Source organism: Crocosphaera sp. (assembly GCF_030064895.1).
Taxonomy (GTDB): domain Bacteria; phylum Cyanobacteriota; class Cyanobacteriia; order Cyanobacteriales; family Microcystaceae; genus Crocosphaera.
On record NZ_JASJEB010000115.1, the window covers coordinates 1 to 15,404 of the forward strand.

The 15,404-nt window shown below is 35.5% G+C and carries 22 protein-coding genes and 1 tRNA gene; 11 read left to right on the forward strand and 12 right to left on the reverse strand.

The window, feature by feature from the left end:
• Positions 1 to 38: 38 nt before the first annotated feature.
• Complete coding sequence (locus QNJ66_RS21605) at positions 39 to 1,313, reverse strand: transposase (RefSeq protein ID WP_300510658.1); 1,275 nt, start codon at positions 1,311 to 1,313, stop codon at positions 39 to 41.
• A 333-nt stretch (positions 1,314 to 1,646) separates the two neighbouring features.
• Here QNJ66_RS21605 and rdgB point away from each other — a divergent pair, with 333 nt between their 5' ends.
• Positions 1,647 to 2,222 carry an RdgB/HAM1 family non-canonical purine NTP pyrophosphatase gene (gene rdgB, locus QNJ66_RS21610; RefSeq protein ID WP_300510660.1) on the forward strand — a complete coding sequence of 192 codons (576 nt, stop codon included), beginning with the start codon at positions 1,647 to 1,649 and terminating at the stop codon, positions 2,220 to 2,222.
• 37 nt (positions 2,223 to 2,259) lie between these two features.
• On the opposite strand, the gene QNJ66_RS21615 is transcribed toward rdgB, so the two are convergent.
• A complete protein-coding gene (locus tag QNJ66_RS21615) occupies positions 2,260 to 2,598 on the reverse strand; it encodes a P-II family nitrogen regulator (protein ID WP_300510662.1) in 339 nt (112 codons plus the stop codon).
• Between the two features lie 95 nt (positions 2,599 to 2,693).
• Between QNJ66_RS21615 and QNJ66_RS21620 the strand changes: the two genes are divergently transcribed.
• The 3 genes from QNJ66_RS21620 (at position 2,694) to QNJ66_RS21630 (ending at position 4,971) form a co-directional block, all read left to right on the forward strand.
• Positions 2,694 to 3,473, forward strand: a complete 780-nt coding sequence (locus QNJ66_RS21620; protein WP_300510664.1) for a biotin--[acetyl-CoA-carboxylase] ligase — start codon at positions 2,694 to 2,696, stop codon at positions 3,471 to 3,473.
• Between the two features lie 41 nt (positions 3,474 to 3,514).
• Complete coding sequence (locus QNJ66_RS21625) at positions 3,515 to 4,018, forward strand: YceD family protein (RefSeq protein ID WP_300510751.1); 504 nt, start codon at positions 3,515 to 3,517, stop codon at positions 4,016 to 4,018.
• Between the two features lie 74 nt (positions 4,019 to 4,092).
• Positions 4,093 to 4,971 (forward strand): aspartoacylase, encoded by an 879-nt coding sequence (locus tag QNJ66_RS21630; RefSeq protein ID WP_300510666.1) that lies wholly within the window; start codon positions 4,093 to 4,095, stop codon positions 4,969 to 4,971.
• A gap of 50 nt (positions 4,972 to 5,021) precedes the next feature.
• Here QNJ66_RS21630 and QNJ66_RS21635 read toward each other — a convergent pair.
• From QNJ66_RS21635 to deoC, 3 genes are all read right to left on the reverse strand, one after another.
• Positions 5,022 to 5,093: transfer RNA gene (locus QNJ66_RS21635), tRNA-Gly, on the reverse strand.
• A gap of 45 nt (positions 5,094 to 5,138) precedes the next feature.
• Positions 5,139 to 5,576, reverse strand: coding sequence for a Holliday junction resolvase RuvX (gene ruvX, locus QNJ66_RS21640; protein WP_300510753.1), 438 nt, complete (start codon positions 5,574 to 5,576; stop codon positions 5,139 to 5,141).
• A gap of 146 nt (positions 5,577 to 5,722) precedes the next feature.
• Positions 5,723 to 6,388 carry a deoxyribose-phosphate aldolase gene (deoC, locus tag QNJ66_RS21645; RefSeq protein WP_300510668.1) on the reverse strand — a complete coding sequence of 222 codons (666 nt, stop codon included), beginning with the start codon at positions 6,386 to 6,388 and terminating at the stop codon, positions 5,723 to 5,725.
• 292 nt (positions 6,389 to 6,680) lie between these two features.
• On the opposite strand from deoC, the gene QNJ66_RS21650 reads away from it, so the two are divergent.
• Positions 6,681 to 7,121, forward strand: a complete 441-nt coding sequence (locus QNJ66_RS21650; RefSeq protein ID WP_300510670.1) for a pentapeptide repeat-containing protein — start codon at positions 6,681 to 6,683, stop codon at positions 7,119 to 7,121.
• Positions 7,122 to 7,354: 233 nt separating this feature from the next.
• On the forward strand, positions 7,355 to 7,819 hold the full coding sequence (locus QNJ66_RS21655; protein ID WP_300510672.1) for a VOC family protein: 465 nt from the start codon (positions 7,355 to 7,357) through the stop codon (positions 7,817 to 7,819).
• Between the two features lie 80 nt (positions 7,820 to 7,899).
• Here the strand turns inward: QNJ66_RS21655 and QNJ66_RS21660 are convergent, their stop codons facing one another.
• The 4 genes from QNJ66_RS21660 to QNJ66_RS21675 form a co-directional block, all read right to left on the reverse strand.
• Positions 7,900 to 8,148: a hypothetical protein gene (locus QNJ66_RS21660; protein WP_300510673.1), complete on the reverse strand. Its 249-nt coding sequence runs from the start codon at positions 8,146 to 8,148 to the stop codon at positions 7,900 to 7,902.
• Positions 8,149 to 8,161: 13 nt separating this feature from the next.
• Positions 8,162 to 8,698: an NYN domain-containing protein gene (locus QNJ66_RS21665; protein ID WP_300510675.1), complete on the reverse strand. Its 537-nt coding sequence runs from the start codon at positions 8,696 to 8,698 to the stop codon at positions 8,162 to 8,164.
• Between the two features lie 142 nt (positions 8,699 to 8,840).
• Positions 8,841 to 9,671 carry a sulfurtransferase gene (locus QNJ66_RS21670; protein ID WP_300510677.1) on the reverse strand — a complete coding sequence of 277 codons (831 nt, stop codon included), beginning with the start codon at positions 9,669 to 9,671 and terminating at the stop codon, positions 8,841 to 8,843.
• Positions 9,672 to 9,694: 23 nt separating this feature from the next.
• Positions 9,695 to 10,159: an anti-sigma regulatory factor gene (locus QNJ66_RS21675; protein WP_300510679.1), complete on the reverse strand. Its 465-nt coding sequence runs from the start codon at positions 10,157 to 10,159 to the stop codon at positions 9,695 to 9,697.
• A 145-nt stretch (positions 10,160 to 10,304) separates the two neighbouring features.
• Between QNJ66_RS21675 and QNJ66_RS21680 the strand changes: the two genes are divergently transcribed.
• Positions 10,305 to 11,453, forward strand: coding sequence for a SpoIIE family protein phosphatase (locus QNJ66_RS21680; protein ID WP_300510681.1), 1,149 nt, complete (start codon positions 10,305 to 10,307; stop codon positions 11,451 to 11,453).
• A gap of 20 nt (positions 11,454 to 11,473) precedes the next feature.
• On the opposite strand, the gene QNJ66_RS21685 is transcribed toward QNJ66_RS21680, so the two are convergent.
• The gene (locus QNJ66_RS21685) at positions 11,474 to 11,788 is read right to left on the reverse strand and encodes an STAS domain-containing protein (protein WP_300510683.1); all 315 of its coding nucleotides are present in this window, start codon (positions 11,786 to 11,788) and stop codon (positions 11,474 to 11,476) included.
• 77 nt (positions 11,789 to 11,865) lie between these two features.
• Entirely contained in the window at positions 11,866 to 12,039 is a 174-nt protein-coding gene (locus tag QNJ66_RS21690; RefSeq protein WP_300510685.1) for a hypothetical protein, read from the reverse strand.
• A 52-nt stretch (positions 12,040 to 12,091) separates the two neighbouring features.
• Here QNJ66_RS21690 and QNJ66_RS21695 point away from each other — a divergent pair, with 52 nt between their 5' ends.
• Both QNJ66_RS21695 and QNJ66_RS21700 read left to right on the forward strand, forming a co-directional pair.
• Positions 12,092 to 12,688 carry a ribonuclease HII gene (locus tag QNJ66_RS21695; RefSeq protein WP_300510687.1) on the forward strand — a complete coding sequence of 199 codons (597 nt, stop codon included), beginning with the start codon at positions 12,092 to 12,094 and terminating at the stop codon, positions 12,686 to 12,688.
• A 40-nt stretch (positions 12,689 to 12,728) separates the two neighbouring features.
• Positions 12,729 to 13,409: a PEP-CTERM sorting domain-containing protein gene (locus QNJ66_RS21700; RefSeq protein WP_300510688.1), complete on the forward strand. Its 681-nt coding sequence runs from the start codon at positions 12,729 to 12,731 to the stop codon at positions 13,407 to 13,409.
• Positions 13,410 to 13,485: 76 nt separating this feature from the next.
• Here the strand turns inward: QNJ66_RS21700 and QNJ66_RS21705 are convergent, their stop codons facing one another.
• Complete coding sequence (locus QNJ66_RS21705; protein ID WP_300510690.1) at positions 13,486 to 14,427, reverse strand: RluA family pseudouridine synthase; 942 nt, start codon at positions 14,425 to 14,427, stop codon at positions 13,486 to 13,488.
• A gap of 193 nt (positions 14,428 to 14,620) precedes the next feature.
• Here QNJ66_RS21705 and QNJ66_RS21710 point away from each other — a divergent pair, with 193 nt between their 5' ends.
• Together QNJ66_RS21710 and QNJ66_RS21715 are read left to right on the forward strand one after the other, a co-directional pair.
• Positions 14,621 to 14,941, forward strand: a complete 321-nt coding sequence (locus QNJ66_RS21710; RefSeq protein ID WP_300510692.1) for a hypothetical protein — start codon at positions 14,621 to 14,623, stop codon at positions 14,939 to 14,941.
• On the forward strand, positions 14,938 to 15,342 hold the full coding sequence (locus QNJ66_RS21715; protein WP_300510694.1) for a PIN domain-containing protein: 405 nt from the start codon (positions 14,938 to 14,940) through the stop codon (positions 15,340 to 15,342). The genes QNJ66_RS21710 and QNJ66_RS21715 overlap by 4 nt, the downstream gene beginning before the upstream one ends.
• Positions 15,343 to 15,404: the final 62 nt, after the last annotated feature.

The window sequence follows — 15,404 nt, forward strand, 5'->3', positions numbered from 1 at the left end:
ATAATTGAACTACCCCAACTTTAGAAGTTGGGGATTCTTTACACGATAAAGTATCGTCTTGGAGCGTCCAAAAGCCCCTCTAATACCTCTCTCTTTTCAAAGAGATTGGCTTTACTTTTACGTCCAATGTTAGCAGAACCATTAATATCTGAGTTGACTAATTTTTTATCCTTACTCCTATACAAACCTCTCTTAATTCTCTTGCCTGAAAATTCGTAGGTTTTTGGATTATCTGCATTATATTCTGGTAGATTATCTAAGTCTAATGCACTAGCTAAACTGGTATAGGATTCTTCTTGTTCAATGTAACTAATCCCATATCTTTTACACAAGTAGGCTAGTTGTTCTCTGAGAGCATGAAAAGGAATTTGAACGAAGTTTTGATTATTGACTTTGCCAATGTTAATCCTCGTTTTCCACCCTTCATTAACTCCTACAATTAAGGTTCCTAACTTATGCTCTAGACAGTAATTAATCACTAATCTCGCTGTCTTTTTCAAGTAATCATTTACCTGATTAGTTCGCTTTAAGATTAACTTGGCCATTTTATTAGTTAATCTTTTGATACCGTGTAAATCCTTCAGACACTGTAATTTACTTAGCTGCTTATTGTACCATTGGTTCATTGATTTTAGTTTTCGTCCATCCACGAGGAATGACGACCCTTTTGTATCAATTGCTGCTACTAAATTATTCAGTCCTAAGTCTAGGCTTAAGCATTGATTTTTATCTATATTTTCTACTATTTCCTCGGAGATTTCATAAACAAATTGAGCGACAAAATAGCGACCGTTATATTTAGGAATAATCCTAAACTCATGAATCTTTTTCCCCTTTATCATAGGAGGTATTGAGAATTTAAACGCTTTAAAGGTTTTCCCTGTTTCCTCTCTATAGTTTTTTCTAAACTTGTTAGAAACAGAAAATTGTATTGCTCCTTCTTTGATATTGGGTTGAGGATAAACTAAAGGAAAATAACCTTCTTTTTTGAGATAATGAGGTAAGGATATTCTGGCTGCTAATTTTCCTTCTTTTTTTCTTTCTAGTAGCTTAAAAAACCCTGACATGGCTTCATCAACAGACTTGAGACATTGCTGCGCTACTTGAGAATATAACAAACCATAATTCTCATTATCTTTGCAATGATGATAATTCGATTCATAAGCCAAGAAACGATTTTCAGCAAAAAAGAACTGTCTAACAGTATATAGTCCCACATTATACATATTTTTGGCTAAACGACATTGATAGCGCAGTATTTCATACTGCTCTGCTGTTAAACCTCGAATTTGTATCGATTGCGTGACTAACATCGTCAAGATTCATGATACACTCTTGCTCATATTATAACATATCAGTAAGATATAGAACGTGATTATTTTTAATGGACGCTTCGCGGTTTATATTTTGGTCGGTCATTCATCCCCACCTTATAGAAGGATGGGGTATTCTGCCCGACATTAGGATAAATTAAAAGGTGGAGAGTGGCTAGAGGTCATTATCGCTTCAGTGGAGGAAGGAAATTAATAGAAAATGTAATTGTAACCCATAGACTATAATTTATGCTTTAACTTATATTATCCTTAACATAACCATTATGCTTGTTGCAGCCTGGAAGGCTGTATTACTGTATTTAAGTAAGAACCATGAAGAATTTAATCGTTGCTACCAGTAATCCAGGTAAATTGCAAGAAATGCAACAATACTTAACAGGATTAAACTGGAAATTGCAATTAAAACCCCCTCAACTGGAAATTGAAGAAACCGGTCAAACCTTCGGAGAAAATGCTATTCTTAAAGCCTCCCAAGTAGCCAAAGAATTAGGAGAATGGGCCATTGCCGATGATTCTGGATTAGCTGTTGAAGCTCTTAATGGCGCACCAGGACTTTATTCTGCGCGATATGGTACTACAGATGAAGACAGAATTAATAGAGTTTTAAGAGAATTAGGAGACAATGAAAACAGACAGGCCAAGTTTGTTTGTGCCATTGCGATCGCTCGTCCCGATGGTTCTGTTGCTCTAGAAACCGAAGGTATTTGTACTGGAGAAATCCTAAAAACCACTCAAGGAATCGAAGGGTTTGGTTATGATCCCATTTTCTATGTTCCTCAATATCAACAAACCTTTGCCCAGATGACACCGAAACTGAAACGAGATATATCCCATCGAGGTCAAGCTTTTGCCCATATTTTACCCCAATTAAAAGAATTATCTGCATAATTCAGAGGACTTAGACAAATCCAAGTCCCCAAACAGTTTAAATCGCTTCGAGATTGCTTTCTCCAGTACGAATGCGGATAATTTGTTCAACAGGAGAAACAAAAATCTTGCCATCTCCAATTTCTCCTGTACGTGCTGCCCCTATCAGCTTTTCAGTCACCATTTCCACATCCTTATCCTCAACAACAATTTCCACCTTCAATTTTTGCAGAAATTCTACCGTATATTCTGAACCGCGATAACGTTCAGTTTGTCCTTTTTGCCGTCCAAACCCCCGAACCTCAGAAACTGTCATACCAACAATTCCCGCATTGACTAAAGCGATCTTTACTTCGTCTAACTTAAAGGGGCGGATAATCGCTTCTACCTTTTTCAAAGTGGGTTACTCCTCGTAATCTAGGTTTACTCGTGTCTACTATAGATAGAAATTCCCACCCAGTTGCCCATAAACCCTAAGATTTTTAAGCATTGATGAGTATTGATCCTCGCAACATAGAAACCCAGTTAAAACACCCATCTTATCCCCTACATATTTTCCATACAGTCACCTCCACCAATCAAGTGGTTTGGGACTTATTGGCAGAGGGAAACCCTTTCCCTGTGATGGCGATCGCTGCTCAACAAACAGCAGGAAGAGGACAATGGGGTAGAAACTGGGTTTCTGCGGTAGGAGGACTTTATCTATCCATCGGTCTAAACTTGCAGATAACAGCCCAAAATGCCCCCCATTTAACCCTCTTCAGTGCTTGGGGTATTGCTGAAAATTTACGTAATTATGGGCTACCTGTAAAATTAAAGTGGCCCAACGACCTTATTTTGCAAGGGAGAAAACTAGGGGGAATTAAAAGCGAAACTCGTATTAAACAAGAGATCATTACCAACTGTGTGATTGGTATTGGCATTAATTGGTGTAATCAAGTACCAGATCCAGGGATTACCATCCAATCTTACTCTAAAACCCATTATATAGACAGTTTAGAAACCTTAGCGGCCATTACCATCAATGGAGTTTTTCGGGGTTATCACTATTATTTGAGCAATGGAATTGATAATTTACTGAGAAATTATATAGAAATCTTGGATAGTGTCGGGCGTAAAGTTATCATTGAAGGGATGACAGGAACGATCGTCGGTGTTAGCACTCAAGGAGAGTTAAGGGTTTCTTTGCAGGCCCCAGGGTCCAAAACCACCCTGAAACTACCACCAGGAACCCTATCCCTTGGTTATGGACAAGGGGAGGGAATAACCTAGCTCAATGACAATTAACAAGAGGAAGGTGTAAGATTATGCAAATGCAAGCGATTTATATTCCCCACTTACTCAACGCCCCCAATAGAACCCAAACCCTTCTTTTTGATGATTTTATCCCTGAATTGGAAAGTTTAACTCCCTTTCGTGGAAAAATGACAGTTCGTCACGGAGGAACTTTTTTGGAAGTAGGTGTTAAAGGAGAAACCATTATTACTTTAACCTGCGATCGCTGTTTACAACAGTATAATCGTCGTCTTGGTTTAGATACTTCTGAAATTATTTGGTTAGATAAAGATGCAGAGTTACCACAAAATTACCCTCAAGAAAGGGAAGTTTCTTTGGAAGATTTATCAGAAACTTTGTCGCCAGACGGACATTTTGATCCTCAAGGTTGGCTTTATGAACAATTATCTTTGGCGGTTCCTTTAAGAAAATTATGTGGCAAAGATTGTCAACCACCAACGATAAAAACAAAGGAAAATAAACCAATAATTGATAGTCGTTGGTCTGGTTTAGAAGCGTTAAAACGGCAATTACAAAATTAAGTAATATCCCGTCGTTAGCGACGGGTTTAAAGTGATTTTACAAAAGTTAAATTAAGGTTAATAATGGAGTATGAATGGTGAATAAAATTGATAAAATTGCTCTTTTTGGCGGCACTCATGGTAACGAAATAACAGGGGTTTATTTAGTCAAAAAATTCATTAAAAATCCTGATCTTCTTCAACGTTCAAACTTAAAAGTATTACCTTTTTTAGCTAATCTTCAAGCAATTAAATTACAACAAAGATATGTTGAAACCGATCTCAATCGATGTTTTGCACCAGAAGATTTAGAGAATTTAGATACTATTCTCTACGAACAACTACTAGCGAAAAATATTCATAAAAAAATCCAGGAAAATCAAGTTAATTTTTTAATTGATCTCCATAGTACAACGGCCAATATGGGGTTAACTATTATTCTTTCTGATACTAACCAGTTTCATCTAGAATTAGGTAGTTATTTAAGTTTAATTGAGCCTGAAATTAAAATACTACACTATGCTTCCGCGCAAAAAAATCAATTATTAAGGAGTAATATAAAACTAGGGATAACCCTTGAAGTGGGTTCAGTTCCTCAAAATGTTTTGAATGCAGACTTATTTATGAAAACCGAAAAAATTATTTATAACTTATTAGATTATTTAGAAAAGTTTAATCAAAATAAAATTGAGAAAAAAAGTCATAATTTAGTTTTTTATGAAGTGTTTAAAACCATTGATTATCCAAGGGAAGAAGGTGATATAATAGCTATGATTCATCCTAATTTACAATCTAAAGATTATGAACCCCTTCATCCTGGTGATCCTTTATTTATTACTTTTGATGGGGAAACTATTAATTATGAGGGAAATGCTACAGTTTATCCTGTTTTTATTAATGAAGCAGCTTATTATGAAAAAAGTACCGCTATGTGTTTAACAAGAAAACGAGAGAGTTATGTGACATTTAATTAAAGTCACATTTGTTTTCTTATTTCCCTTGTACAATACCGTTCTAACTAAAGAGCGGGTGACGCGATTCGAACGCGCGACATTCACCTTGGCAAGGTGACGCTCTACCACTGAGCTACACCCGCATTTTTCTATGCTATACTCCAGTATTGCATAGGATTACTACAATGTCAACCCTCAATCAAAGAAGCACGACGTTGATCTAACCACTGTTGTAAAATAATGGTAGCAGCCAGGCGATCGACTAAGCCTTTATTGTGGCGGGAATACTTTTTTTGAGCCTTTAAGTGCGTTTCTGCTTCAACAGATGTCAGTCTTTCATCTATGTATTCTATGGGCAATTCTAGGGCTTTGGAGATGCGTTTAGCGAACTTTTGGACTTGTTTGGCCTGAAACCCGATGCTTCCATCCATACAGTAAGGAAGACCGATCACTAATATTTGTACTTCCCGTTCCTTAACCAATGCTTGTAACTTTTGTACGTCTTGAAGGAAAGATTGACGTTCAATGGTGGTTAACCCTGTAGCAATTAATCCTGTTCCGTCGCATCCTGCCACCCCAATGCGTTTTTTACCTACATCTAAACCCAGTGCAGAAATTCGGTGCATAGCATAATTAATTAACAATAACACTATTTTAATGGTGATATGGAAAGAATTGTTCAAGATACCCCAATAGAAACTTTAAACCAGTCGCTTTTACTGACGTAAACTTTTATGCTGAGCAACTTTTGCAGATTTAATATCAAAAAAAATCATCCATTTTGACTGTTAACTAAAGCCACTCCATGAGAAGTACCTAAACGGGTTGCACCCGCTTCTATTAAAGCATAAGCTTGCTCCAAAGTCTTGATTCCTCCTGATGCTTTAATACCCACTTTTCCCTCAACTATTTTACTCAGAAAACGCACATCCGATACTGTTGCACCCCCAAACCAACCGCTACTGGTTTTTAGATAGTTTACTCCTGCATCCATACAAATTTCTGCTGCTAAACGTTTTTCTGTATCTGTTAATAAATTAGTTTCTAAAATAACTTTAATTGTTTGCCCTGTTGCTTCAAAAATAGCAGAAAATTCATTATAAATTGCCTCATAATTTCCTGCTTTTAAAAACCCTAAATTAATCATGATATCCAATTCAGTAGCACCATTTTCTGTAGCTTCTTGGGCTTCATAAAGTTTAGTAGATGAAGTATTTGCCCCTGTTGGAAACCCAATAACACTACAAACATTAATCTTTTTATCATAAACTAATTTAACCGCTTGAGAGACAGCACTCGGGTAAACACAAACCGTAGGAAAGCTAAAATATTGTGCTTCTTTACAACATTGTTCTACATCTTCTGGGGTAGCAGTTGGTTTGAGTAATGAATGATCAATATAAGTAGCAATATCAATGGTTACATCTTTTTCTATCATCTCAATATTCCAATAAGTTACTTAACTTGTCAATTTTAAAACATAAAATACCTAATGATTAAAAATCTTTGTTCTTTTTTTATTTTTAAGAGTAATTGAAACCTAATATTTTTATTATTTTTAAAACTAAATTTTGGGATTTTTCGGACATCAAAAGTAAAATAATATCTTAACAAAAATCTTAAAAAATATCAAGAATTTATCCTTAATTTTTGGGAACTCACTATTGATGAATTTCGTCCTTAAGTAGTAACAACAGGCTATTATTAAATTCATTTTATGGAGATAAGCCATGAAATCATCAATTATTGCCATTTTAGGATTGCTTAGTTCCTTTCTCTTGAACCCGGAAGTTAAAGCAGCTAACCCGGATCATATCCAACAGTTATTATCAACTCGAGAATGTCAAGGTTGTGACTTATCTGGTGCCGATCTTACCGCCGCTCATTTAATCGGTGTAGACCTCAGAGATGCTAACCTAAAAGGGGCTAATTTAACCGAAGCTAACCTAGAAGGAGCAGACTTAACAGGAGCTAACCTAGAAGGAGCAAATCTTACTTCTTCTATGTTAACCAATGCTACTCTTAATGATAGCATTCTTGACAGTGTTAACCTCACTAAAGCCATAGTATATGATGTTGATGTGTATGGTGCATCTATGATTGCTTTAACAATCGATGAAGCAGAGATTTTTCACACAGGAATTAGTGTGGGAGGAAAATTACCTGAATAGTTTTTCATCTTTCTTTTATCTATTTTTTGCTGTTTCTCTCTAATTAAATACGTATTTAAACTATGTATTGACAAATTCAAAAAACAGTAATATCTTTTCCTAGTAAGTAATAATTAGTGATTTGGATACTTACAAACTCATCTTAACTTCTCCACACTCTTTAATGGTTTGTTGAAATTTTAAACAAAATAGTTTACTATCATAGAAGTTTTCAGAATATTATATATTTTCTCATGGCGGTTCAACAAAATCAGACAAATAAAGGATTAAACATCGGAACCTTAAAACGAGTACATCATATTGCTTTGAATGTGAAAAACATGACAGTTTCTCGTCACTTTTACGGTGAAATCTTAGGACTACATGAACTAACAGGAGATGAAGTTCCTAGTACCCTCAAAAATTTAGTTTCTCAAGGAAAAGTGGCTAATTTTGTAACCCCAGATGGTTTAGTATTAGACTTATTTTGGGAACCCGATTTATTGCCACCTAATGCCGATCCTAAACAACAGTTTACCAGAGCGAATCATTTAGCATTTCATATCGATGCTAACTTGTTTGATGAAGCTTTAGAAGTATTAAAAAATAACAAGATAACAATTGATCACGGACCAGTGATCCGTCCCACTGGAAGAGGAATTTATTTTTACGATCCCGATGGTTTTATGATAGAAATACGATGTGATCCTATACACTAATAAATTTATAACTGTCATTCCTAAGTACGAAGAATTTCTTTAACCTTATAATAGTAATTACAACAGCTTTAGTTAACTATTTAATCCAATCCTAACATAAATTTAAGACACAAACTAATTAAAACTGACTGTAATATTAACAAAAGAAAAATCCCTACTAAACCAAGCAAAAAATAGCGACGAATTAAAGCAATTAACCCCTTTACTACTGCGCGAGCAATAGTTTGCTCTAACCCCTCATTCGTCATGACTTTATAGATAATTTTTTCTACTTCATTATCAACTTTTCTAGCGAGGGAACGTCTGCGTTTTTTGTTGGAAGAGTCCATAATAATTAGTCAGTCAATAGTCTTGCTTTTCTATACTATCTTTGATATCATTTAAGTCAATATAACGATCCGTTGCATTGCGTAATTCTCTAGCGATCATTCCCTCTGTAGAAACAACAGTAATATGGGTATTTTTAGAGCGTAATAATTCGATCGCCCGTTCAAAGTCCCCATCTCCACTAAACAAAATAACCCGATCATACTGATCAACAGTATTAAACATATCGACAACAATTTCAATATCAAGGTTAGCTTTTTGGGAGTATCTTCCCGAGGTATCATCGTAATATTCTTTTAAAATTTTTGTTCTGACTGTATATCCCAAGCTAATTAAAGCATCACGAAACCCTCTTTGATCCTGAGAATCTTTTAAACCAGTGTACCAAAAAGCATTAATTAAAGAAACGTGGGGATCATTAGTAAAATAGTCTAAAACTCGTCTAGGATCAAAAAACCAACCATTTTTTTGCTGAGCATAAAACATATTATTACCGTCAACAAATATAGAAAGACGCTCTTTCTGACACATACAACTATTCGTAGCATCCATAAAATTGAGACCTAAGTATAAATAAAAATAAAGAATAGATAAGCAGCTTAATTGTTTAAATTAGTAAGGTTACTTAACTGAAATTTTACCTTAAAACTTTACAACTTTGTAGTAAGGATTATATTTAAGTTAATCTCAGTAATTACCCTTTAACTAAGTAGGAACACCAATCACTCCAACCCCCAGGATACAATTTTGCCCTCTTTATCCCCACTGATTCCATAGATAAAAGATTGACACAAGCAGTAACCCCAGAACCGCAATAGACAATTATTTCCTCAGACCCCTGAAAATTAGCCCATAAGCCTCTTTGTTCCACTTCAGGTAGAATGCAGCCTTCTTCGTTAGTAACACCCTTCCAGGGGGAATTAACCGCGCCTGGAATACTGCCAGCGATAGGATCAATGGGTTCTCTTTCTCCTCGATAGCGATCGCTGTCCCGTGAATCGATTACAATAACATTGTCTAAGTCTTTGCGTTGTTTTAGGGTTTCAATATTCACCAACCAATCATGACGGGGTTGGGGGAGAAAATTCCCTGATTTTGGCGATGGAGTGGTATTATCCACAGGGTAATTATTGCCTTGCCAACCTGGCCAACCCCCATCTAAAACAGCTACTTTTTCGTGGCCAAAGTAACGTAATAACCACCATAAACGGGCTGCAAAAGCGAACCGGAGGTCATCGTAAGCAATAACTAAAGTTTCCCCCAATATAATCCCCATAGACTCTAATTTTTTCGCAAAAGTAGAGGCATCAGGTAAAGGGTGACGGCCACCGTGGGTGGTAACGGGAGAAGATAAATCTTGATCTAAGTTTAAATAATAAGCTCCTGGGATATGACTGATCAGATATTGTTCATATCCCCAGTTAGCATTTCCTAGACGGAAGCGACAATCAATAATAACAAGGTTAGGGTTAGAGAGTTGACCAGCGAGCAATTCACTGGAAATAATAGGATTAATATTAGACATGATAATATTGTATCCCGTTGAGCTTAGGGAAGGGAAAATTTTTTGATAATTAATAAGCAGTTGCGCTCATTGTCCTTGCGCTCATAACTTAATTGAGCAGCGATTTTTTGTAAAATAGGAAGTCCTTGGCCATGACCAGCAAAACGGTTATCCTTATGAGCATTAGCTTCGAGAAATGCTTGTAAGTCAAAAAATGGTCCAAAGTCCCAAATCCTCATTTCTAAGCTCTCAGGCGTTAGTTTGATTTCAATTTCTACAAAAACATCCCCAGAAACATCCTTATGGGCGTGACGAACTGCATTAGTAAAACCTTCTGCTAGAGCTAGTTGACACTGCAACCACTCTTTTTTAGGTATCCACGGTTGATTTATTTTGTCAAAGTAACCTAAAACCTCGTCTAATGCTTTTAGGTCGCTGTTTACTTTAAAAGAAATCTCTCGGAGGACGCTCAATGATTCAAAGCCTCTAAAATCAACTAAAGTTGACAAATATAGGTAGGATAGAAATCACATATTCCTATCATAATTACTGGCTCTAGTTTACCCCAACTTCTACAATATTAGTTAAGTAGCTTTGAATTGCTCTTAAATTTTTTGGGTCAATTCTTGCTAGAATTCCTCGCATATCTCAATTATGGTTCAAATCTTATTGATTGATGATGATCGCACTATTCGCTTACTTTTGGAAAGAACTCTCAAACGTCAGGGTTATGATGTAGTTTGCGCTGATGATGGGCAAGAAGGGTTAGTTAAGGCGAAGGAGTTACACCCGGCGATGATTATTTGTGATTGGGTGATGCCCGGCATAAGTGGACTGGAAGTGTGTCGTCAGGTGAAGAGTCTTCCTGATTTAGCCACCACTTTTTTTATTTTACTGACTTCTTTGGGATCGGTGGAAGATAGGGTTAAGGGTTTGGATGTTGGAGCCGATGATTTTCTCTGTAAACCTATCGAAATGAACGAGTTTATTGCTAGGATTAGGGCAGGTTTAAGGTTACATCAATTGAGTCAAGATTTAACGGAACAAAAGCGACTTTTAGAAGCAGAATTAGCAGAAGCAGCGGAATATTTTAGCTCTATTTTACCAGAACCTCTTCAGCATCCTTGTGTAACTATTGATTCCCGTTTTCTTCCTTCGAGTCAGTTGGGAGGCGATGGGTTTGACTATTTTTGGCTAGATAATGATCATTTAGCTCTTTATCTTTTGGATGTTTCGGGCCACGGACTTCGTTCTGCTTTACCGGCTTTAGCTGTTATTAATTTACTCCGTTCTCAAAATTTGAGTCAAGTTGATTATTATCAACCTCATGAAGTTTTAGCTGGACTCAATAAAACTTTTCAAATGACTGATATTAATGATAAATATTTTACTATTTGGTATGGGGTTTATAATGGCAAAAGTCGTGAACTTATCTATGCTAGTGCCGGTCATCCTCCTGCTATTTTATTAACCCAAAACTCGCAACAAAAACTGACAAAAACTAAACTGAAAACTCGCGGCCTACCAGTGGGAATGTTTCCTGAAGCAAAATACGTGAATCAATCAATTAATATTGATAGTTTATCTAAGTTATACGTTTTTAGCGATGGTGTCTATGAAATTGAACAAGAAAACGGGAATATGATAGGGTTAAGCAATTTTTTGTTCATGCTTGAAGACTATCAAAAAGATAATTCACCTAATTTAGATTGTTTAATCGATTGTCTAAAACGCTCTAACGTCAAGGAAAAGTTTGATGACGATTTATCTATTATTGAAGTTGGTTTCAATGAGAGTGTTTAGATAACTAATTTACACATTTCTTACATCATTTTCTCAAATTCTTCTCGACTTTCAAAAATTTTCAAAATTTTGTCCATATCTGTTAACTGAAGTAGGGTCATTACTTGGTCATTAACAGAACATAAAAATAGTTTGGCTCCTGCAGCACGGACTGTTTTTAGTGATAAAACTAATGCTCCTAAACCTGAACTATCCATAAAACTAACATTTTTGAAGTCAATTATAATAACTTTTGGTTTTTCTTCTAATAGTTTTCGGATTTGTTGACGAAATTGATACCCTTTTGTTCCATCAATAATCCCAGAAGGTTCATAAACTTGGAAATATTCTGCCATTGATAATAAAACTAAAGAGTTAGAGTAAAAATTTATCCATACCGATACTCGTTATTTTATCATAGAAAATCAAAAAACTAAAGTATCATGTTGTCAGTATTGTCAACTTTCAATAAATAACTGATATCATCTATGGGGGCAGGGGCGGATAAATCTGATGGTAAGAAAGCGCGAGCAGTAACAGCAACCAAAGCTACCAAAAACATTAACACAATTAAGAGAGGAGCTATATATTGACGGAAAAATGCCATAATAAAATTTCTAGAATTTATCTATACCCTCCGATTATATCAAACTAGGTTGATGTCTACTCAATTATTTTCTGATTCGCAAATTTTAATGGCCGGGGTTGATGAAGTGGGGCGAGGTTGTTTATTTGGTCCAGTGGTTGCTGCTGCGGTTGTGTTTGAAAAGGCAGCTATTTCTCAACTTGCAGAAATAGGGGTTAAAGATAGTAAACAACTTTCAGCTAAACGTAGGCAAATTTTGGATACAGAGATTAAAAATAGAGCGATTTCTTATTATATTAGTTATGCTTCTTCTCAAGAAATTGATCGCTTAAATATCCTCAATGCTTCCTTATTAGCGATGCAACGCTCTGTTACTAAACTCTCGGTTACTCCTGAACTTTGTTTAGTGGATGGTAATAAAGAAATACCTAATCTTACTATTCCTCAAGAAACAATTATTGGAGGCGATCGCACTTCTCCTCTTATTGCTGCGGCGAGTATTTTAGCTAAGGTTTGGCGAGATACATTAATCATTCGTTTAGCTAGTAAATATCCTCATTATGATTTAGAAAATAATAAAGGTTATGGCACAAAAAAACATCGACTTGCATTACAAGAATATGGTCCTTGTTTTCATCACCGCCATTCTTTTAAACGGAGTATAATATAAGGGTTTTATTTGTTATTTCCGACTCAAAAAGATAAATCAGATGAAATTAGCTACAATAAAAACAATTTCTATCCATGTTAGTGTTGTCATTTGTTCAGCAAGTGCAGCACTGCTCGCCGGAAGTGGATTCTTTGAGGCACAAGCTGCTCTGATTTCTGGTATTGAAAGCTTTACTGGGATGACTCAAATACCTGATAATAGTGGTAGAGGGTTTCGCTTTAGGGCAACTGAAAATGCTACTGTTGCCGCTTTAGGGGTTTATGACATCGATGCTGATGGGTTAGTTGCTCCTACTGGCGTAAGGGTTGGTTTATGGGACGATATCGGAACCCTTTTAGGTCAAGTTATAGTACAGGGTGGCACTGTTTCCCCATTACAGGATAGTTTTCGCTATGAGAATCTGTCTTCAGGTATCGATTTAAACTCAGGATCATTTTACCGAGTCGCTGCCTCAATGGCAGATATTATCGATAACCCCAATTTTATAGCGAATGCTGTCCCAGTAACTGTCAATAAAATTGACTCTATTCAAGAAGCAACCTTTGACGGACCTTTTGGATTTCCCGATAGCCTAAACACTCCTGGAGAAGCTCTATTAGGGGGGAATATCTTTTTTGCAGAAGATACAGCTTCAGTTCCTGAACCTGGTACTTTGTTAGGTTTATTAGCAGTGGGTTCTATGGGTGCATTAGTTCGCAAGGGCAAATCAACAGATAAATAAGATTTACTAAAAAAGTCTTTTTGGGGGTGGCAAATGTTACCCCTTTGTTAATGTTTTATAATGAAGATATCATTAATTATTGTTTCTGTCGTAAATAATTCAATAATTTAATAAATTCATCAGGTAAAGGTGCGATCGCTTCTATTTTTTCTGAGGTGATAGGATGAGTTAATGTTAATTTATGAGCGTGTAATGCTTGTCCTGATAAATTCATTTTCAAAGAACGATTATTACTATATAAAGGATCACCAACAATAGGATTACCGAAATAACTACTATGGACTCTTATTTGATGAGTTCTACCAGTTTCTAAGGTAAATTTAACTAAACTATAATTACCTAATCTTTCTATTATTTGCCAATAAGTAACTGCTTCTCTGCCTCGTTTTTCTATGGGAACAACTGCCATTTTTTTTCTGTCCACAGGATGACGACCAATAGGTAAGTTAATTATTCCTTGCTCGCTATTATTTTCATCTTTTTTATTGTTCAAAACACCATAAATTATTCCTAAATATTCTCTTTTTGCTGTTTTATTTTTAATTTGTGCTTGTAAGTTTTGATGAGCAAAATCTGTCTTAGCAACTACAATTGCTCCCGTGGTATCTTTATCTAAACGGTGAACAATTCCTGGTCTTTGTACCCCACCAATTCCTGCTAAATTAGAACAGTGATATAAGAGGGCATGAACTAGGGTTCCTGTTTGGTGACCAGGTGCTGGATGAACTACTAAATTAGCCGATTTATTAATAATAATTAGCTGCTCGTCTTCATATAAAATATCGAGAGGTATGGGTTCTGGTTGCAGTTCTAAAGGTTGAGGTTCGGGGATATTTATTTGTAATTTATCGCCTATTTTTACTTTGATTTTTTTGTTGGTACAAACTTCATTATTTAAAGTAATATTTCCTTGTTCTATGAGTTTTTGGAGACGGGAACGAGAAATATCTGTAAGCTGATTTGATAACCAAATATCCAAGCGATTGCCTTTATTTTCTACAGTTAAATTTATGGTCATATAACACTATATTACAGTACGGTGGATTAGACAGTTACAATTTAGATTACCATAAGAAAACTCGACCTGCTATTGTTATTAATTCCAATTTAACTAAAGGTTGCTCTGGTATTATTGTTGAGTATTGTCAAAATAGAATCGACTAATCATTAGTTAAGCTATAATTTAAGAACAATGTACAATAGGTAAAACCATGCAAACTCAAACGAATATTCAAACCTTACAAGCTAAGAAAATAAAAGGAATAATTGATCAAGCTGGTAAACTAATTATTACTAATAACTTAAACTTAGAACCTGGGGAAGTTGAAGTTATTATCTTACAAACTAAACCTATCTCAAATGAAGCTAAAACTTCTCCAGATGAACCAAGAGAAGATACTAAACAATCTAAATCTTTTCCATCAAAAGTTAAAGCCTTTCAAGGACTATTTGATAAGAGTCAACCTGTACCCCCTGATTTTGATGAAGATCAAGCCAAATGGGAAGCATTAAAAGAAAAACATAACCTATGAAAATACTAATTGATACCAATATTATTATTGATGTTGCTCTTCAACGTGAACCTTTTTTATTAAACAGTGAAGCTGTTTTAATTCAAGTTGAAGAAAAGCAAGTAGAAGGATATGTTTCTGCTGCAACTTTTAGCGATATTTACTACATTATCAACAAAACTAGGGGGAAAGATTGGACATTAACTTTTTTAAATAGATTATATAGTTTTTGTCAGGTTGCTACGGTTAATACTGCTGTGATAGAAATGGCCTTAAATAGTAACTTTAGGGACTTTGAAGACGCAATACAATATAGTGTTGCTGTCATTAATAATCTGGATGTTATTGTTACCCGTAACCCCAAAGATTTTCCCGTATCTTATCCACAAATATTAACCCCATCTCAGCTTATTTCAAATTAGAAAGTTTATGAAAAAAATGTAATAAGATTGTTTTTTAAAATAAAAATGGTGGGTTACGGTGG